This is a genomic window from Streptomyces yaizuensis, assembly GCF_034961445.1.
GTDB lineage: Bacteria > Actinomycetota > Actinomycetes > Streptomycetales > Streptomycetaceae > Streptomyces > Streptomyces yaizuensis.
Genome location: NZ_BSBI01000017.1, coordinates 37,440 through 55,643, shown reverse-complemented (window position 1 = coordinate 55,643; position 18,204 = coordinate 37,440). Strand labels below are relative to the sequence as shown.

Here is an 18,204-nt window from a genome sequence, read left to right as displayed (position 1 = left end):
CGTGCCGAACGGCCCGTCCCGCCGGTCAGCGGCGCTCGGGCTTGGCGCTGCGCGACATCAGTTCCTTGAGCGCGACGACGGGCGGCTTGCCGTCGTGGACGATGTCGACGACGGTCTCCGTGATGGGCATGTCGACGCCGTGCCGGCGGGCCAGATCGAGCACCGACTCACAGGACTTGACGCCCTCGGCGGTCTGCTTGGTGACCGCGATGGTCTCCTGGAGGGTCATGCCCTTGCCGAGGTTGGTGCCGAAGGTGTGGTTGCGGGAGAGCGGCGAGGAACAGGTCGCCACCAGGTCGCCCAGGCCCGCGAGGCCGGAGAAGGTCAGCGGGTCGGCGCCCATGGCGAGTCCGAGCCGGGTGGTCTCGGCCAGTCCGCGGGTGATGAGCGAGCCCTTGGCGTTGTCGCCGAGGCCCATGCCGTCGGCGATGCCGACGGCGAGCCCGATGACGTTCTTGACGGCGCCGCCGAGTTCGCAGCCGACGACGTCCGTGTTGGTGTACGGGCGGAAGTACGGGGTGTGGCAGTGGGCCTGGAGCCGCCGGGCCGCGGACTCGTCGCGGCAGGCGACGACGGCGGCGGCGGGCCGGCGCTGGGCGATCTCGCGGGCGAGGTTGGGCCCGGTGACGACGGCGACCCGCTCGGCGGGCACCTGGGCGACCTCCTGGACGACCTCGCTCATCCGCTTGGCGGTGCCGAGTTCGACGCCCTTCATCAGCGAGACGAGGACGGTGTCCGCGGGCAGCAGCGGCGTCCAGGCGGCGAGGTTGTCGCGCAGGGTCTGCGAGGGGACGGCGAGGACGGTGAAGTCGGCGCCGTCCAGGGCCTCGGCGGGGTCGGTGGTGGCCCGCAGCCGGTCGGGCAGCTCGATCCCCGGGAGATAGTCGGGGTTGGTACGGGTGGTGTTGACGGCTTCGGCGAGTTCGGCGCGGCGGCCCCAGAGGGTCACCTCGCAGCCCGCGTCGGCGAGCACCATGCCGAAGGCCGTTCCCCATGAGCCCGTCCCGAAGACGGCCGCCTTGGCGGGCTGTGTCACAGCGTTCCTTCCCCTGCGGCCTTGCGCCGCTGTTCTGACCGTGCCATCCGGTGGTCGAACGGCTCGGATGGTGCCTTCTCACCGCGTACGTCCTCCAGCTGCGCGGTGATCCCGGCCATGATGGCCTCGGTCGCCTCGCGGAGAACGTCCGGGGTCGGCTCCCGATCGTAGAACCGGCTGAGGTCGACCGGTGGCCCGGCCTGCACGATCAGGGTCTTGCGGGGGAAGAGCCGCAGCCGCTTCTCGCGGGCGTACGGGGGCATCGCGAGGTTGGCGCCCCACTGGGCGACCGGGATGACGGGGCACTTGGTGGTCAGCGCGATCCGGGCGGCGCCCGTCTTGCCCGCCATGGGCCACATGTCCGGGTCGCGGGTGATGGTGCCCTCCGGGTAGAAGGCCACGCAGTCGCCGCGTTCGATGGCGTCGACGGCGGCCCGGAAGGCGTCCATGGCGTCGGTGGACTCGCGGTAGACGGGGATCTGCCCGGTCCTGCGGAGCATCATCCCGACGAACGGGGTCGAGAAGAGCGCGGCCTTCGCCAGGAGACGCGGCACCCGTCCGGTGTTGTACTGGTAGTGCGCATAGGAAAGCGGGTCGAGATATGAGTTGTGGTTGACCGCGGTGATGAATCCGCCTTCGGCCGGAATGTGTTCCATTCCCCGCCAGTCCCGTTTGAACAGAACCAGCAGCGGCGGTTTGGCGATGACCGCCGCCAGGCGGTACCAGAAGCCGATTTTCTGGCGGAACACTCGGGCACCCTTCCCTCTGGACCGGGCCTTCGCCCGGTGGCCGGGGGTCAAGTGTCGCCCCAGGCACCTGGTCTGTCGAGCACACCGTACGCTCCGCCCCCGGCACCGGCCCGCCGTCCGGTCCGGCGTCGGGCCACAATGGGGCCCGATGCGCATGGACGGACAGTCACCGGCCCCGGCCGACGCCACGACCTGCTCCAAGGCCGCTCCGGCGGCCCTGTGGTCGCTGGTGATCCCGCTGAAGCCCCTCGTACTGGCGAAGACCCGGCTGGCGCCCGCCGCCGGGGAGGCGCTGCGGCCGCGGCTCGCTCTGGCCTTCGCCCTGGACACCGTGGCGGCGGCGCTGGCCTGCACGGCCGTCCGGGATGTGGTGGTCGTCACGGACGACGGGACGGCCGGCGGGGCGCTGACCGCGCTCGGCGCGCGCATCGTGCCGGACACCCCCGCCGCAGGACTCAACGCGGCCCTCGCGCACGGCGTCCGCACGGTACGGCGGGCCCGGCCCGACGCGGCGGTGGCCGCGCTCAACGCGGATCTGCCGGCTCTTCGGCCCCGGGAATTGGCCCGGGTGCTGGAGTACGCGTCCGGATTCCCCCGGGCTTTTCTCGCGGATGCCGCCGGAACGGGAACGACTTTGCTCTCCGCCGCTTCGGGCGTGGAATTGCGCCCGGGATTCGGCGGCCCGTCCCGGAAGCGTCATTCGGCGTCGGGCGCGGTGGAAATCCTGCTCGACGGAGTGGATTCGGTACGGCAGGACGTGGACACCGGGGGCGATCTGCGGGCGGCCCTGGCCCTGGGGGCGGGCCCGTGCACGGCGGCCCTGGGCGCGCGGGTGCCGGGGCAGGCGCACGGGGAGCGCCCGGGCCCGGGGACGCCAGTCCGCTGAGGCCCGGCGCCGGGGACGGCGGGACCGGCGGGATCCGCGGGACAGGCCCTAAGCTGGCGGGCATGCAGGCGACCTCGTACACCTACGACCCCGAGACCCGCAGCGGAAGCGTGCTGCTCGACGACGGCACCCCGGTGGTGTTCGACACGGCCGCGTTTGACGCCGGCGGGCTGCGGCTGCTCCGTCCGGGCCAGCGGGTCCGGATCGAGCTGACGGGTGAGGGCGAGGGCCGCCGGATCACGCTGGTGACGCTCCAGACCTTCTGAACGGCCTGCCGCGTCCCTTTCGAGGCCTCCCCGGGGCCTCCCGGGCCTCGTGAAGCCCCCGGACCCGGCTGAACTCTCCGAACCTTCCAAGGTCGCCGAAGAGACCTCCTGGGCCGCGCGGGGGCCTTCCGGTGGCCCGGGGAGCCCGTCGGCCGCCCCGGGGCCTCCTCGGCCGCCTCCCGCGCCGTCCCACGCCGTCCCGCGTTCCGCGTTCTACGTCCCGGACAGCGTTCCCCCAGGTCAGTGAGGTAGTACGGCGTCACACACCGCGGGCCGGGCTCCCCGAGAGGAGCCCGGCCCGGCGCGTGAGTGGCCCGGTGAGTACCGCCGACTACCGCTTCCTGGCGGTCGCGGTCTTCTTGGCGGCGGTCTTGCGCGCGGTCGTCTTCTTGGCCGGCGCCTTCTTCGCCACGGTCTTCTTCGCCGGAGCGGTCTTCTTGGCGACCGTCTTCTTGGCGGTGGTGGCCTTCTTGGCCGGTGCCGCCTTCTTCGCGGTGGTGGCCTTCTTCGCCGGTGCCGCCTTCTTCGCCACGGTCTTCTTCGCGACCGTCTTCTTGGCGGCGGTGGCCTTCTTGGCCGGTGCCGCCTTCTTCGCGGTGGCCGCCTTCTTGGCCGTGGCCTTCTTCGCGGCGGCCTTCTTCACGGTCGCCGAAGCGCCGCCGGTGAGGCTGCCCTTGGGCGCCTTCTTCACCGACACCTCGCCGCCGCGCGGGAGCTTCTTCGAGCCGCTGACCAGGTCCTTGAAGCCCTGACCCGCACGGAAGCGGGGCACGGAGGTCTTCTTCACCCGGACCCGCTCACCCGTCTGCGGGTTGCGGGCGTAGCGGGCGGGACGCTCGACCTTCTCGAACGAGCCGAAACCGGTGACCGAGACCCGGTCGCCGGCGACCACAGCGCGGACGATCGCGTCCAGCACCGAGTCCACGGCGTCGGCCGCCTGCTGACGGCCGCCGAGCTTGTCGGCAATCGCTTCTACTAGCTGCGCCTTGTTCACGTCTTCCCCTTCGGAGACATTGCCCGAACGAAACCGTCCAGGCTTTTTCGCACGTTAGGCAGATATATACCGCAAATCAAACACGAAACGGTCTAATCACCCTAGTGCCGCAACGAAGTCCGGTGACGGAAGTCGTCTTCGCGGGAGTTCGGGTGTCAGTCGCCTTCAGGGAATCGACCTTCGGAGAGGTCCTTCATCAAGCGGTCCAGACGCCGTGCGGCATCCGGGAGATCGTGCTTCGCCGCGGCCGTGATGACCAGCAGCTTCCGTATGAGCGCCTTCCTTACGCCCTCCGGGACTTGCAGTGCGCGCACCGCTCGGTGCGCTTCCTTCAATCGGGTGGCGACAGTCGCATAGAGCTTGAGTTGACTGTCGTCTTCCATGCACCGATTGTGCCATCTGGGGCGAGTTGTCGCCCGACGGGGTCCCAACGAACGACTGCGCCCCCCACCGGGCGGTGGAGGGCGCAGTCGGGAAAAGCCGCTGATCAGAGCTGAAGTGTGCGCGGCTTGAAGGCCGGGCGGGCCCCTTCGTAGGTCGCGATGTCCGCTTCGTGCTGGAGAGTGAGGCTGATGTCGTCCAGCCCGTTGAGGAGGCGCCAGCGGGCGTTCTCGTCGAGCTCGAAGGAGGCGGTGACGCCCTCGGCCCGGACCTCGCGGGCCTCCAGGTCGACGGTGATCTCGGCGGTGGGGTCGGCCTCCGTCAGCGCCCAGAGCCGGTCCACGGTCTCCTGCGGCAGAACCACGGTCAGCAGACCGTTCTTGAGGGAGTTGCCGCGGAAGATGTCGGCGAACCGGGACGAGATCACGGTCTTGAAGCCGTAGTTCTGGAGCGCCCAGACGGCGTGCTCACGGGAGGAGCCGGTGCCGAAGTCGGGGCCGGCGACCAGGACCGTGGCCCCCTGCCGCTCGGGCCGGTTGAGGACGAAGTCCGCGTCCTTGCGCCAGGCCTCGAAGAGTCCGTCCTCGAAGCCGTCGCGGGTGACCTTCTTCAGCCAGTGGGCGGGGATGATCTGGTCGGTGTCGACATTGCTGCGGCGCAGCGGGACGGCCCGGCCGGTGTGTGCGGTGAATGCTTCCATGGCTGATCAGACTCCAGCGGGCGTACGGTCGGCGGCGTCGGACAGATCGGCCGGGGACGCCAGATGTCCGAGGACGGCGGTGGCGGCGGCGACCTGGGGCGAGACCAGGTGGGTACGCCCGCCCTTGCCCTGACGGCCCTCGAAGTTGCGGTTGGAGGTGGACGCGGAGCGCTCGCCGGGAGCCAGTTGGTCGGGGTTCATGCCCAGACACATCGAACAGCCCGCGTGCCGCCATTCGGCGCCGGAGGTGGTGAAGACCTTGTCCAGGCCCTCCTCGACGGCCTGGAGCGCCACCCGGACGGACCCGGGGACGACCAGCATCCGTACGCCGTCGGCGACTTTGCGGCCCTCCAGCACGGCGGCGGCGGAGCGCAGGTCCTCGATGCGGCCGTTGGTGCAGGAGCCTACGAAGACGGTGTCGACCTTGATGTCCCGCAGCGGCTGGCCGGCGGTCAACCCCATGTACTCCAGGGCCTTTTCGGCGGCGAAGCGCTCCGAAGCGTCCTCGTACGAAGCGGGATCGGGGACGGCCGACGACAGCGGCGCGCCCTGGCCCGGGTTGGTGCCCCAGGTGACGAAGGGGGCCAGCCCGGCGGCGTCGATGACGACCTCGGCGTCAAAGACGGCGTCGTCGTCGGTGCGCAGGGTCCGCCAGTAGGCCACGGCGGCGTCCCAGTCGGCGCCCTGGGGGGCGTGCGCGCGGTCCTTGAGGTAGGCGAAGGTGGTCTCGTCGGGGGCGATCATGCCCGCGCGGGCGCCGGCCTCGATGGACATGTTGCAGATGGTCATCCGGGCCTCCATCGAGAGCTTCTCGATGGCCTCGCCCCGGTACTCCAGGACATAGCCCTGGCCGCCGCCGGTGCCGATCTTCGCGATGATCGCCAGGATCAGGTCCTTGGCGGTGACCCCGCCGGGCAGCTCGCCGTCGATGGTGATCGCCATGGTCTTCGGGCGGGCCATGGGCAGCGTCTGGGTGGCCAGCACGTGCTCCACCTGGGAGGTGCCGATGCCGAAGGCCAGCGCGCCGAAGGCGCCGTGGGTGGAGGTGTGGGAGTCGCCGCAGACCACGGTGGTGCCGGGCTGGGTCAGACCCAGCTGCGGGCCCACCACGTGCACGACGCCCTGCTCCACATCGCCCAGCGGGTGCAGCCGCACCCCGAACTCCGCGCAGTTGCGCCGCAGCGTCTCCAACTGCGCCCGGGAGACCGGGTCGGCGATCGGCTTGTCGATGTCGAGCGTCGGGGTGTTGTGGTCCTCGGTCGCGATGGTCAGATCGAGCCGCCGCACGGTCCGCCCGCTCATCCGCAGCCCGTCGAACGCCTGGGGGCTGGTCACCTCGTGCAGCAGGTGCAGATCGATGTAGAGGAGATCGGGCTCGCCCTCCGCGCGCCGGACGACATGGTCGTCCCAGACCTTCTCCGCGAGTGTCCTACCCATCGCTTTCCCTCCGGCCGGCCGCACTGCCGGCACATGTCGAGACCTGTGCGCGCCCTGGTGCAATCGGCGTCGCCACTCCAGATTGGCGGCTTCTCGGAATATTTGAACTTGCGTTTCACAGTGTGAGACGCAAGTATCGTTGCATGGACAACTCTAGCGGCGTCGGCGTACTCGACAAGGCGGCTCTGGTTCTCAGCGCACTGGAGTCCGGTCCGGCCACCCTGGCCGGGCTGGTCGCGGCGACCGGGCTGGCACGGCCCACGGCCCACCGTCTGGCCGTGGCACTGGAACACCACCGGATGGTGGCGCGGGACATGCAGGGCCGCTTCATCCTCGGGCCCCGGCTGGCCGAGCTGGCGGCGGCGGCCGGCGAGGACCGCCTACTGGCCACGGCCGGCCCGGTCCTCACCCATCTGCGCGATGTGACGGGCGAGAGCGCCCAGCTCTACCGCCGCCAGGGCGACATGCGGATCTGTGTGGCGGCGGCCGAGCGGCTGTCCGGTCTGCGGGACACGGTCCCCGTGGGCTCCACGCTGACGATGAAGGCCGGATCCTCCGCGCAGATCCTGATGGCCTGGGAGGAGCCGGAGCGGCTGCACCGGGGGCTCCAGGGGGCCCGCTTCACGGCGACGGCCCTGTCGGGTGTACGGCGCCGGGGCTGGGCGCAATCCATCGGCGAGCGCGAGCCGGGCGTGGCCTCGGTCTCCGCGCCCGTGCGCGGCCCGTCCAACCGCGTGGTGGCCGCCGTGTCGGTCTCCGGGCCGATCGAGCGGCTGACGCGGCACCCCGGCCGGATGCACGCCCAGGCGATCATCGACGCCGCCGGCCGGCTCTCCGAGGCCCTGCGCCGCAGCGGCTGACCCGCCGGGCGGCCCGGTTCCGTACCGTCTCCCTGGACGGAGGTACGGAACCGGATCACCCGGTGATCACCGACCACTCCCCCACGGCCGGCGCGACCGGAGACCGGGAACGGGAAAAGCCCCTCCGTGATGATCACGGAGGGGCTTCCTCGCTGGTACCCCCGACCGGATTCGAACCGGCGCTACCGCCTTGAGAGGGCGGCGTGCTAGGCCGCTACACAACGGGGGCAAGTCTGTGAGATCCGAGGATCTGCTGGCCTACCTGGACTCGAACCAAGACTAAGTGAACCAGAATCACTCGTGCTGCCAATTACACCATAGGCCATGGTGGTTTAGAACCAGTACCCCCGACCGGATTCGAACCGGCGCTACCGCCTTGAGAGGGCGGCGTGCTAGGCCGCTACACAACGGGGGCCCTAGCGATCCCGGCCCGGCGCGAGCCGGACCATTGTCACCGCGCGATCACCGGGAGCGACCCTGGTGATCCAGCAGGATGGATCTGTACCCCCGACCGGATTCGAACCGGCGCTACTGCCTTGAGAGGGCAGCGTGCTAGGCCGCTACACAACGGGGGCTTTGCAGATAAGCTCTGCGAGCTGGCCTACCTGGACTCGAACCAAGACTAAGTGAACCAGAATCACTCGTGCTGCCAATTACACCATAGGCCACCAAAACGCAACCCCCGGTGGGGGTCTTGCTCTGTGTTGCGCTTTCCGGTCGGGCTTTTCGGCCTTCCCGGGCGGCGCAGAAAGAACATTACCCGAAGGTGGACGGCGCTCCAAAACGGGTATCCCCCCGGAGCAGCGCGGGCAGCTGGGCGAGGTCGGTGACCCGGGTCAGACCGGGGCGTCCGCCGGTGTCCGCGCGGTCCAGCCAGATGCCCATGAGCCCCGCGTCCGTGGCGCCCCGGGCGTCGATGTCGGGCTCGTCGCCGACGTACGCGACCTGCTCGGGCGGCAGTCCCAGGGTGCGGCAGGCGCTGCGGAACGCCTCGGCCTCGGGCTTGGATATGCCCAGCTCGACGGCGCAGACGACGGCCTCGAAGCGGTCGGCCACACCGAGCGCGGCGAGCTTCGGGCGCTGGACCGTGAGCGACGAGTTGGAGAGCAGGGCGTGGCGGTAGCCGCCGAGGGCGTCCAGGGCCGGGAGGACGTCCGGGAAGAGGGCCCAGGCCGCCTCGTAGTGGACGAGATAGCGGCCGAACCAGTCGTCGGCCTCCGCGTCGCTCAGGGCGTGTCCGATGAACCCCCGCACCCGGTCCCGGCGCTGGCCCGGCCAGTCGGTCTCGCCGGCCGAGAACCGGGCCCAGTGGATCGCCGTCAGCTCCTTCCAACGGCGAAGGGCCTGGCCGTCGGAGGTGAATCCGTCGGCCAGGCCCTCGGCGAGCAGGTGCTGTTCCATGCCCGCGTGGTCGGCGCCGCCGTAGTCGAAGATCGTGTCGTCGATGTCCCAGAGAACCGCTCGGATCGTCATGATCCGTACGGTAGCCGGGGGTGGCGGCGGCCGTCCCCGTCAGCCGGCGAGCTTCGCCAGCGCCGCGTCGATCCGGGCGAGGGTCTTCTCGCGGCCCAGGATCTCCAGGGACTCGAAGAGGGGCAGCCCCACGGTGCGGCCGGTGACCGCGACCCGGACCGGCGCCTGGGCCTTGCCCAGCTTGAGGCCGTGGGCCTCGCCCGCCGCCAGGACGGCCTCCTTGAGGGGGTCGGCGCCGCTCCAGTCGGCGGCGGCCAGCTTCTCGCGGGCCGTGACCAGCAGCGCGTCGGCGCCCGGCTTCATCGCCTTGGCCCAGGAGGCCTCGTCCAGGACCGGCTCGTCCAGGAAGAGGAAGTCCACGTTGGCGGTGATGTCGGAGAGGACGGTGAGCCGCGTCTGCGCGTGGGGGGCGATGGCCTCCCAGGCGGCGGTGTCGAACCGCTCGGGGGCCCAGTTCGCGTACGGGGCCCGCAGCCACGGCGCGCAGGCGTCGGTAAACGCCTCCACGCCGAGCCGGCGGATGTGGTCGGCGTTGATCGCCTCGGCCTTCTTCAGGTCGAAGCGGGCCGGGTTGGCGTTGACGTCCGCGATGTCGAACTTCTCGACCAGCTCGGCGACCGAGAACACGTCCTGGTCGGCGGAGAAGGACCAGCCGAGGAGGGAGAGGTAGTTCAGCAGGCCCTCGGGGAGGAAGCCGCGCTCCCGGTAGAGGTTGAGGGAGGCCTCGGGGTCGCGCTTGGAGAGCTTCTTGTTGCCCTCGCCCATGACGTAGGGGAGGTGCCCGAAGGCGGGGATCTCCTTGGCCACGCCCAGCTCGATCAGCGCCCGGTAGAGGGCGACCTGGCGCGGGGTGGAGGAGAGCAGGTCCTCGCCGCGCAGGACGTGGGTGATCTCCATCAGCGCGTCGTCGACCGGGTTGACCAGCGTGTACAGCGGGGCGCCGTTGGCCCGGACGATGCCGTAGTCCGGCACGTTCTCCGGGGTGAAGGTCAGCTCGCCGCGGACCAGGTCGGTGAAGGTGATCGGCTCGTCGGGCATCCGGAAGCGGACGATCGACGGGCGGCCCTCGGCGACGTAGGCGGCGATCTGCTCGTCGGTCAGGTCGCGGCAGTGCCCGTCGTAGCCGGAGGGCCGGCCGGCCGCGCGGGCGGCCTCGCGGCGGGCGTCCAGCTCCTCGGTGGAGCAGTAGCAGTGGTAGGCGTGGCCGGCGTCCAGCAGCCGCTGGGCGACGTCCCGGTAGATCTCCGTCCGCTGCGACTGGCGGTAGGGCGCGTGCGGACCGCCGACCTCGGGGCCCTCGTCCCAGTCCAGGCCGAGCCAGCGCATCGAGTCGAGCAGCTGGCCGTAGGACTCCTCGGAGTCGCGGGCCGCGTCGGTGTCCTCGATGCGGAAGACCATGGTGCCGCCGTGGTGGCGGGCGAAGGCCCAGTTGAAGAGGGCGGTGCGGACCAGACCCACATGGGGGTTGCCGGTCGGCGAGGGACAGAAACGTACGCGGACATTCGCGTTAGCCACGCTTGATCACCTTGTTGGTGAGAGTGCCGATGCCTTGAATGGTGACGGCGACCTCGTCGCCGACGGAGAGGGGGCCGACTCCGGCGGGGGTGCCCGTGAGGATCACATCGCCCGGGAGCAGCGTCATCGCCTCGGAGATGTTGACGATCAGCTCCTCGATGGAGTGCGTCATCTCGCTGGTGCGGCCCAGCTGGCGCTGTTCGCCGTTGACGGTGCACTGGATGGCGAGGTCGGACGGATCGAGGTCCGTCTCCACCCAGGGGCCGAGCGGGCAGGAGGTGTCGAAGCCCTTGGCCCGGGCCCACTGCTTCTCCTGCCGCTGGACGTCGCGGGCGGTGACGTCGTTGGCGCAGGTGTAGCCGAGGATGACGTCCTTGACGCGCTCGCGCGGGACCTCGCGGCACATCCGGCCGATGACGACGGCCAGCTCGGCCTCGTGGTGCAGCTCCTTCGAGAAGGAGGGGTACACGATGGCGTCACCGGAGCCGATGACCGAGGTGGCGGGCTTGAAGAAGGCGAACGGCCGCTCGGGGGCCTCGTGGCCCAGCTCGGCCGCGTGGTCCGCGTAGTTCCGGCCGAAGGCCACGACCTTGTTGGGGAGCACGGGCGGCAGCAGCCTGACCTTGCTCAGCGGGACCTTGGTGCCGGAGAGTTCGAAGTCCGCGAACGGAATGCCCTTGATGATGTCGAGGACGAGCCCGTCCGGGCCCTCGCCCTCGACCGCGCCGAAGGCGACATTGCCGTCGATGGAGAACCTGGCGATGCGCACGGGATGCGGATGCCCCTCTACTACTGCTTGACGCTGCTGGAGTCTGACGCTCCAGGCTAACGCGGCGGGGCCGTCGCCTCATGCGGGCCGCCCGGCGGCGGACGGTGCGCACGAGGCCCTGGGGCGGTGCGCATGAGGCGACGGGCCCGGTCCGCCGCACGGGCCCGGGGCGGGTCAGCCCTGGGCGGGGGCGACCATGAGGATGGTGCGGCGCGGGTTGGCGGTCTGCGTGGGCAGCTCGGTCGCGTGCTCGGGCCGCTCGGGCACCGCGAAGACCTCGCCCTCGCCCAGGTGCGCGAGGGTGGTGCGGCGCGGGTTCGCTATGTTGCGGAGCGTCATCGTCGTCCTGATGGGCGTCTTCGTGGGCGTCTTCATCGGCTGGTTTCCGACCCTCGCGAGTGTGGGGCCGCTCGGGGAGCGGCGGTCGACAGAATGCCGTGCGTGTAAAGCGCCAGGCTAAACATCGGATTCCCCGCGAAAGTGGGGAGAGACGGCGGGATTGCTGTGAGTTTGCTCACGAGTTGCCCGACAATTCGGTCATTTCCCAGCGGACGGTAGGGGTTCAGAATCGGACATTGCTGCCCCAAGCAGCCATTCCGCTCCCGATCATGGCGACTGGGGCACCCTTCACGCCTCACGAAATCGCAAGGAAATGTCCCTTTCCTCCCTGAACTCTTTCTACGACCGGTGACTCGTCACTCACGGTACGTCACAGCTGTCGCGACCCGGCACGCGGCCCTTGTTGGAGATCCGGCACTGTGCTGGAATTCCACGCACCGCCGCGGTTCTCAGGCCGGCGCGCAGGAAGGGCGCAACGCAGCGCCGGACGGCGGCGGGAAAGGGGGGAAGGGCGCCGGTCACTCACGACCACCACCGGGGCGCTTGCCGCGCCTCACCCACGCCGACAACAGTTCCACCGCGACGCGGGGGGACGCCTGGTCAAGAGGTTGCGACGCTAGTGCAGGGACGTTTCAAGAGGGATGGCAACGGGTCTCCCCCCGCCCGTCAGGGCCGAGGGGAAGCTGTAGCGGAACAGGAGCCGCGCGGCGGGACCGACCGCGGCTCCTCGCCCCAGCACACCCAGAACCAGGGACCGCGGGTGCCCGGCGACAACGGTGAGCGCACCGGCCGCTCCGGCCCCGCGCCGCTGCCCGGAGGCCCCCGCTCCGCAGCTGCCCGCGCCGGTGTCACGGTGCCCGGAGGACCCGGAGCACCGGGTGGACCCGGCGGCCCGGGAGGCGGCGCACAAGGCCCCGGAGGACCGGGCGGACCCGGCGGGCCCGGTGGCCCCGGCGGGCCCGGTGGCCCCGGCGGCGGCACCCCCGTCCCCGCGGGCGACACCCCCCGTACCGCCCCCAAGGGCAAGGGCCCCACGGACACCGGCTCCCGGCTCGCCCTGCGCAACTGGCGCATCAGCACCAGGCTCGTCTCGCTGCTGACCCTCCCCGTGGTCGCGGCGACCACCCTGGGCGGGCTCCGGATCAACGAGTCCATGGAGCGCATGGAGCAGCTGGACCACATGCAGCTGCTCACCGACATGACCCAGGAGGCGACCAAGCTCGCGGTCGCCCTCCAGGAGGAGCGCGACCTCACGGCCGGTCCGCTCGCCAACAAGGTCAACAAGACGGACTTCAAGATCGTCGAGCCGCGCGAGGCGACCGACCGGGCCCGCAAGAGCTTCCTGGAGACCACGCGCGACATCCCGAACACGGATGACAACGACGCACTGGTCAGCATTCGCGCCAACGCGAACCAGATCGCCACCCAGCTGGCCGAGCTGAACACCCTGCGCAAGACCGCGTACGCCGCCGGACTGCCCAAGTCCCTGACGGTGGAGAGCTACCACCGGCTCATCGAGTCGCTGCTCGGCCTCTCCCAGGACATGGCGCAGGCCACCAGTAACCCGGAGATGATCAAGCGCACCCGGGCGCTGGCGGCGTTCTCCTCCGCCAAGGAGTACGCGTCCATGCAGCGCGCGATCATCGCCGCCGCACTGCCCGGCGGCGCCGGCTCCGAGGGCCCCGGCCTCACCGACACCGACCGCGAGTACGGCGAGGCCGCGCTCAAGAACGGCGACGACGAGCTGGAGCAGTTCGAGCAGATCTACGACTCCTCCGGCGGCGACTCCCAGGACCTCACGGACCAGCTCGACAAGGGCAACCCGATCATCGGCGAGTCCGAGGACTACGCCCAGCGGGTCCTGAGCCGCGCCGACGGCCTGGCCGACCGGCAGGACCGCTCGTACCTCGACTGGACCGACGACTACGGCGTCCGCATCACCTCGATGAAGCAGATCGAGCAGACGCTGCTGGGCGAGATGGAGTCCAAGGCCCGCCAGCTGCGCGAGGAGTCGCAGCGGGACGCCATCATCAACGGTGCCCTGATCCTCGTCGTCCTCGGTGTCTCCCTGGTCGGCGCGTTCGTCGTGGCCCGCTCCATGATCCGCTCGCTGCGCCGGCTCCAGGACACCGCGACCCGCGTCGCCCAGGACCGCCTGCCCGAGCTGGTCAAGCAGCTCTCCGAGTCCGACCCGCAGGACGTGGACACCTCCGTCGAGTCCGTCGGCGTCCACTCCCGCGACGAGATCGGCAAGGTGGCCGCGGCCTTCGACGACGTGCACCGCGAGGCGGTCCGCCTCGCCGCCGAGCAGGCGCTGCTGCGGGGCAACGTCAACGCGATGTTCACCAACCTCTCGCGGCGCTCGCAGGGCCTCATCCAGCGGCAGCTGTCGCTGATCTCCGAACTGGAGTCCCGCGAGGCCGACCCGGACCAGCTGTCGTCCCTGTTCAAGCTGGACCACCTCGCGACCCGTATGCGCCGTAACGGCGAGAACCTCCTCGTCCTCGCGGGCGAGGAGCCCGGCCGCCGCTGGACCCGCCCGGTCCCGCTGGTCGACGTCCTGCGCGCCGCCGCCTCCGAGGTGGAGCAGTACGAGCGGATCGAACTGGCCGCCGTGCCCGCCACCGAGGTCGCCGGCCGCGTCGTCAACGACCTCGTGCACCTCCTCGCCGAGCTGCTGGAGAACGCCACCTCGTTCTCCTCCCCGCAGACCAAGGTCCGCGTCACCGGCCACGCCCTGCCCGACGGGCGGGTCCTGGTCGAGATCCACGACACCGGCATCGGCCTCTCCCCCGAGGACCTCGCCGCGATCAACGAGCGGCTGGCATCGCCGCCCACCGTGGACGTCTCCGTCTCCCGCCGCATGGGCCTGTTCGTGGTCGGCCGGCTGTCGCTGCGCCACGGCATCCGCATCCAGCTGCGGCCCTCCGACTCGGGCGGTACGACCGCGCTCGTCATGCTGCCGGTCGACGTCGCCAACGGCGGCAAGAAGGCGCCCGGCGCCCCCGGCTCGGGTGTGCCCGGCGGTATGCCCCAGGGTGTCCCCGGGGGGAACCGCCCCGGCGGCCCCGGTGCCGGCGCCGTGCAGGGCGGGCTGCTCGGGGCCGGTGCCCCGCCGCAGCGCGGCCAGGTCGGCGCGGGCAGCGGCGGCCCCGGCCAGCGCGGCGCGCTGCCGAGCCGCGACGGCGGCCCCGGACCGGCCCGTCAGGGCGGCGGACTGGCGGGCGCCTTCGGCAACCGTCCTCCGCAGAGCGGCGGCCCCGGCCGGGGCAGCGCCCCGGCGGGCCCCGGCGGCCCGAACGCGGGCGACCGCGGCCGGCAGCTGCCCACGGCCGGCGGTCCGCGCCCCGAGCTGCCCGGCGCCGCCGGTCCGCAGCGGCCGCAGACCCCGGGCTGGGGCAGCGACCGGGCCATTCCCCAGGGCGGCCCCGGCACCGACCTGCCGCGCGGCCACGAGGAGAACGACGCCCCGGGCCGCCGGCGGACGGCGCCCGGCGACTCCGGCAACGGCTTCCCCCAGGGACCGCAGGGGCCCCAGGCTCCCCAGGGACCCCAGCAGGGCGGTCCGGGCGGTCCGTTCGTCCGCAACGACGTCTTCGGCCCGCCGGGCGGCAACCCCGGCGGTGCGCCGGGTGGTGCCCAGGGCGGCGGCTTCGCGCCCCAGAACCGCCCGGCCGCCGACCCGGGCCGGGACCAGGCCTTCGGCGGTACGCGTCCGGGGGCGCCCCACGGCGCCCCGGAGCAGGACCCGGCGGCGACCTCGCCGATGCCCCGCATCGACCTGGACACCCCGCGGCCCTCCGCCCCGGGCCAGGACCCGGCGGCGACCGGACAGTTCACGCGTCCCGACTTCCAGGACCCCTCGTCCGGGCAGATACCGCGCCCCGGCCACCAGGACCAGACGTCCGGCCAGTACCAGCAGCCCGGCTACCAGGACCAGAACTCCGGCCAGTACGAGCGTCCCGGCTACCAGGACCAGACGTCCGGCCAGTACGAGCGCCCGGGCCACCAGGACCCGTCCTCGGGCCGGACGGCCCATGGGGAGTTCCAGGACCCGTCCTCCGGACAGCTGCCCCGCCCCGCCTTCCAGGACCAGGGCTCCGGACAGCTGCCGCGCCCCGGCCACCAGGACCAGGGCCCCGGCGCGTACCAGCAGCCCGGCTACCAGGACCAGACGTCCGGGCAGTACGAGCGCCCGTACGACCGTCCCGGCTACGGCGACCCGGCGGCCACCGGCCAGTTCCCGAGGACCGACCTCGGCGCCCCGCAGCCGCCCGCGCCGGGCCCCGCGCCCGCCCCGCGTGGCTACGAGGGCCGCGAGAACGCCCCGGAGGGCTACCGTCCGCCGGCGCTGCCCGCCCAGCCGCAGCCCGAGGCGCTGCCGCCCGCGCAGAACCCGGGCGACGGCCGCACCCCGCTGTACGACACGCTGGAGACGGACTGGTTCCGTACCCAGGAGCGGAGCCGGGCGGAGGCCGAGGGCCACCCCGGCCAGGACGACCGTCCCGTTCAGGAGGGTCACCCCGGTCAGGACGGCCACCTCGATCAGCGGGACGCGCTCCCCGGTCCGCAGGACGGTCCGGGCACCCACGCGGGCCCGGCCGAGCAGTCCCCCCCGCAGGAGCCCGAGGGCCTGCCCCGGCGCACCCCCGGCGAGACCACCGCGGATCTCCCGGAGGGCACCGACGGCGCCGGCTGGCGCTCCTCCCCCAACGACGAGCTGGTGCGGCAGGCGGAGCGGATCCGCAAGCCGGCCGCCGGCGGCGTCACCACCTCAGGTCTCCCCCGCCGGGTCCCGCGCGCCAACCTGGTCGCGGGCACGGCACAGGAACAGAGCGCTCAGAGCGGTCCGCAGGTCTCGCGAGCGCCCGACGATGTACGCGGTCGGCTCACCAATCTCCGCCGTGGCATTCAGCAGGGCCGTCAGCAGAACAGCTCGACGACCGGCAGCTTCAACCTCGGCCCCACACACCCGCAGGAGCGTTAGTTGAGCCCGATGAGCCAGGCGGCGCAGAATCTGAACTGGTTGATCACCAGTTTCGTGGACAACACCCCAGGGGTGTCCCACACCGTGGTGGTCTCCGCCGACGGACTCCTGCTGGCGATGTCCGAGGGGTTCCCCCGCGACCGCGCCGACCAGCTGGCGGCCGTCGCGTCCGGACTGACCTCGCTGACGGCGGGAGCCTCCCGCATCTTCGAGGGCGGCCCGGTGAGCCAGACCGTGGTGGAGATGGAACGCGGTTTCCTCTTCCTGATGTCCATCTCCGACGGCTCCTCGCTGGCCGTGCTCGCCCACCCCGAGTGCGACATCGGCCTGGTCGGCTACGAGATGGCGCTGCTGGTCGACCGCGCGGGCGGGGTCCTCACCCCGGACCTCCGCGCGGAACTCCAGGGAAGCCTGCTGCACTGATGACTTCCCCCACTCCCCCGGTACGGCCGGCCGCACCGACGGCACCGCTGACGACGACCGCCGAATCCCCTGCCACCCATCAATCCAGATAGCGCGCGAACGCGCCGTCACCGTCAGGTCGCCCAACCGGATCCCCACCGGCCCGCTCCGACGGCACGCCGACCACTGCTGTCCCGCCCGGAGGACTCATGACCCCGCCAACCGCCTCTCACGATCCGTACGGCTCCCAAGCCGACTACGGTTTCGAGGGTGACCAGCCGCTGGTACGTCCGTACGCCATGACCGGTGGCCGGACCCGGCCGCGCTACCAGCTCGCCATCGAGGCACTGGTCAGCACGACGGCCGATCCCGCGCTGCTCGCCGGGCTGCTCCCGGAGCACCAGCGGATCTGCCATCTGTGCCGTGAGGTCAAGTCGGTGGCCGAGGTGTCGGCCCTGCTGTCCATGCCGCTCGGCGTGGCCCGGATCCTCGTCGCCGACCTGGCGGAGGCGGGCATGGTGGCGATCCACCAGCCGGGCAACGGAGACTCCGGCGGCACGCCGGACGTGACACTGCTCGAAAGGGTGCTCAGTGGACTTCGCAAGCTCTAGCGGCGGCGCGGCCCGGTCGACCACCAGCGCGAAGATCGTGGTGGCGGGCGGATTCGGCGTGGGCAAGACCACGTTCGTCGGCGCCGTCTCGGAGATCAACCCGCTGCGTACCGAGGCCGTCATGACATCGGCCTCCGCCGGAATCGACGACCTCACCCACACCGGGGACAAGACCACCACCACCGTGGCCATGGACTTCGGCCGCATCACCCTCGACCAGGACCTCATCCTCTACCTCTTCGGCACCCCCGGACAGGACCGCTTCTGGTTCATGTGGGACGACCTCGTCCGAGGAGCCATCGGAGCCGTCGTCCTCGTCGACACCCGACGCCTCGCCGACTGCTTCCCCGCGGTCGACTACTTCGAAAACAGCGGCCTCCCCTTCGTCATCGCCCTCAACGGCTTCGACGGACACCAGCCCTACAACCCCGAAGAAGTCCGCGAAGCCCTCCAGATCGGCCCCGACACCCCCATCATCACCACCGACGCACGCCACCGCGCCGACGCCAAAAGCGCCCTCATCACCCTCGTCGAACACGCCCTCATGGCACGACTCAAGTAGACATACGCATACGGAAGTTGTCGTAGTCGCGAAGGGGCGGGCTGTGTCCTTTGACACGGTCCGCCCCCATGTTCATAACGTTTCGACAGAGAATTGCCCCGGACCGGACACCCGATGCATCCGGGCGGTACCGCTGCGCTCACATTTCCCTGGGCATTTGAAGCGTCTCGCTCTTTATGCCCGTTTTATCTGTCGATGCGATCGCTCGGAATGGCTGATTCCAACTGTTTGGAACCC

General features: G+C 71.4%; 17 protein-coding genes and 5 tRNA genes. 7 read left to right on the top strand and 15 right to left on the bottom strand.

Annotated features, from left to right (window positions below):
* Positions 1-25 precede the first annotated feature (25 nt).
* Positions 26-1,036, bottom strand: coding sequence for an NAD(P)H-dependent glycerol-3-phosphate dehydrogenase (locus tag SYYSPA8_RS32075; protein WP_323450926.1), 1,011 nt, complete (start codon positions 1,034-1,036; stop codon positions 26-28).
* Positions 1,033-1,785: a lysophospholipid acyltransferase family protein gene (locus SYYSPA8_RS32070; RefSeq protein ID WP_323450925.1), complete on the bottom strand. Its 753-nt coding sequence runs from the start codon at positions 1,783-1,785 to the stop codon at positions 1,033-1,035. Before SYYSPA8_RS32070 ends, SYYSPA8_RS32075 begins: the two co-directional genes overlap by 4 nt.
* A 148-nt stretch (positions 1,786-1,933) precedes the next feature.
* Between SYYSPA8_RS32070 and cofC the strand changes: the two genes are divergently transcribed.
* Together cofC and SYYSPA8_RS32060 are read left to right on the top strand one after the other, a co-directional pair.
* Entirely contained in the window at positions 1,934-2,671 is a 738-nt protein-coding gene (gene cofC / locus SYYSPA8_RS32065; protein ID WP_407706128.1) for a 2-phospho-L-lactate guanylyltransferase, read from the top strand.
* A gap of 62 nt (positions 2,672-2,733) precedes the next feature.
* Positions 2,734-2,937 carry a hypothetical protein gene (locus SYYSPA8_RS32060; RefSeq protein ID WP_323450924.1) on the top strand — a complete coding sequence of 68 codons (204 nt, stop codon included), beginning with the start codon at positions 2,734-2,736 and terminating at the stop codon, positions 2,935-2,937.
* A 331-nt stretch (positions 2,938-3,268) separates the two neighbouring features.
* Here the strand turns inward: SYYSPA8_RS32060 and SYYSPA8_RS32055 are convergent, their stop codons facing one another.
* The 4 genes from SYYSPA8_RS32055 to leuC all read right to left on the bottom strand — a co-directional run bounded on the left by SYYSPA8_RS32055 (position 3,269) and on the right by leuC (position 6,449).
* Complete coding sequence (locus SYYSPA8_RS32055; RefSeq protein WP_323450923.1) at positions 3,269-3,931, bottom strand: HU family DNA-binding protein; 663 nt, start codon at positions 3,929-3,931, stop codon at positions 3,269-3,271.
* Positions 3,932-4,086: 155 nt separating this feature from the next.
* A complete protein-coding gene (locus tag SYYSPA8_RS32050; RefSeq protein WP_323450922.1) occupies positions 4,087-4,314 on the bottom strand; it encodes an SCO5555 family protein in 228 nt (75 codons plus the stop codon).
* Between the two features lie 104 nt (positions 4,315-4,418).
* Positions 4,419-5,012 (bottom strand): 3-isopropylmalate dehydratase small subunit, encoded by a 594-nt coding sequence (leuD, locus tag SYYSPA8_RS32045; protein ID WP_323450921.1) that lies wholly within the window; start codon positions 5,010-5,012, stop codon positions 4,419-4,421.
* 6 nt (positions 5,013-5,018) lie between these two features.
* A complete protein-coding gene (gene leuC / locus SYYSPA8_RS32040) occupies positions 5,019-6,449 on the bottom strand; it encodes a 3-isopropylmalate dehydratase large subunit (RefSeq protein WP_323450920.1) in 1,431 nt (476 codons plus the stop codon).
* Between the two features lie 143 nt (positions 6,450-6,592).
* On the opposite strand from leuC, the gene ndgR reads away from it, so the two are divergent.
* Positions 6,593-7,309 (top strand): IclR family transcriptional regulator NdgR, encoded by a 717-nt coding sequence (ndgR, locus tag SYYSPA8_RS32035; RefSeq protein WP_073731617.1) that lies wholly within the window; start codon positions 6,593-6,595, stop codon positions 7,307-7,309.
* Positions 7,310-7,462: 153 nt separating this feature from the next.
* Here the strand turns inward: ndgR and SYYSPA8_RS32030 are convergent.
* From SYYSPA8_RS32030 to SYYSPA8_RS31990, 9 genes are all read right to left on the bottom strand, one after another.
* A tRNA-Glu gene (locus tag SYYSPA8_RS32030) sits at positions 7,463-7,538 on the bottom strand.
* Between the two features lie 24 nt (positions 7,539-7,562).
* Positions 7,563-7,634 (bottom strand) — tRNA-Gln (locus tag SYYSPA8_RS32025).
* 17 nt (positions 7,635-7,651) lie between these two features.
* Positions 7,652-7,724: transfer RNA gene (locus tag SYYSPA8_RS32020), tRNA-Glu, on the bottom strand.
* A gap of 87 nt (positions 7,725-7,811) precedes the next feature.
* Positions 7,812-7,884: transfer RNA gene (locus SYYSPA8_RS32015), tRNA-Glu, on the bottom strand.
* A 21-nt stretch (positions 7,885-7,905) separates the two neighbouring features.
* Positions 7,906-7,977: transfer RNA gene (locus SYYSPA8_RS32010), tRNA-Gln, on the bottom strand.
* Between the two features lie 88 nt (positions 7,978-8,065).
* The gene (locus SYYSPA8_RS32005; RefSeq protein WP_323450919.1) at positions 8,066-8,782 is read right to left on the bottom strand and encodes an HAD family hydrolase; all 717 of its coding nucleotides are present in this window, start codon (positions 8,780-8,782) and stop codon (positions 8,066-8,068) included.
* A 39-nt stretch (positions 8,783-8,821) separates the two neighbouring features.
* Entirely contained in the window at positions 8,822-10,297 is a 1,476-nt protein-coding gene (gene gltX, locus SYYSPA8_RS32000) for a glutamate--tRNA ligase (protein ID WP_323450918.1), read from the bottom strand.
* Entirely contained in the window at positions 10,290-11,066 is a 777-nt protein-coding gene (locus SYYSPA8_RS31995) for a fumarylacetoacetate hydrolase family protein (RefSeq protein WP_323450917.1), read from the bottom strand. The genes gltX and SYYSPA8_RS31995 overlap by 8 nt, the downstream gene beginning before the upstream one ends.
* Positions 11,067-11,240: 174 nt before the next feature.
* Positions 11,241-11,441 (bottom strand): hypothetical protein, encoded by a 201-nt coding sequence (locus SYYSPA8_RS31990; RefSeq protein WP_323451046.1) that lies wholly within the window; start codon positions 11,439-11,441, stop codon positions 11,241-11,243.
* A 583-nt stretch (positions 11,442-12,024) separates the two neighbouring features.
* On the opposite strand from SYYSPA8_RS31990, the gene SYYSPA8_RS31985 reads away from it, so the two are divergent.
* The 4 genes from SYYSPA8_RS31985 (at position 12,025) to SYYSPA8_RS31970 (ending at position 17,967) form a co-directional block, all read left to right on the top strand.
* Entirely contained in the window at positions 12,025-16,392 is a 4,368-nt protein-coding gene (locus SYYSPA8_RS31985; RefSeq protein WP_407706127.1) for a nitrate- and nitrite sensing domain-containing protein, read from the top strand.
* Positions 16,393-16,401: 9 nt separating this feature from the next.
* Positions 16,402-16,815 carry a roadblock/LC7 domain-containing protein gene (locus SYYSPA8_RS31980; protein ID WP_323451034.1) on the top strand — a complete coding sequence of 138 codons (414 nt, stop codon included), beginning with the start codon at positions 16,402-16,404 and terminating at the stop codon, positions 16,813-16,815.
* 188 nt (positions 16,816-17,003) lie between these two features.
* Positions 17,004-17,405 (top strand): DUF742 domain-containing protein, encoded by a 402-nt coding sequence (locus SYYSPA8_RS31975; RefSeq protein ID WP_323450915.1) that lies wholly within the window; start codon positions 17,004-17,006, stop codon positions 17,403-17,405.
* Positions 17,386-17,967, top strand: coding sequence for a GTP-binding protein (locus SYYSPA8_RS31970; RefSeq protein ID WP_159686641.1), 582 nt, complete (start codon positions 17,386-17,388; stop codon positions 17,965-17,967). Before SYYSPA8_RS31975 ends, SYYSPA8_RS31970 begins: the two co-directional genes overlap by 20 nt.
* Positions 17,968-18,204 lie beyond the last annotated feature (237 nt).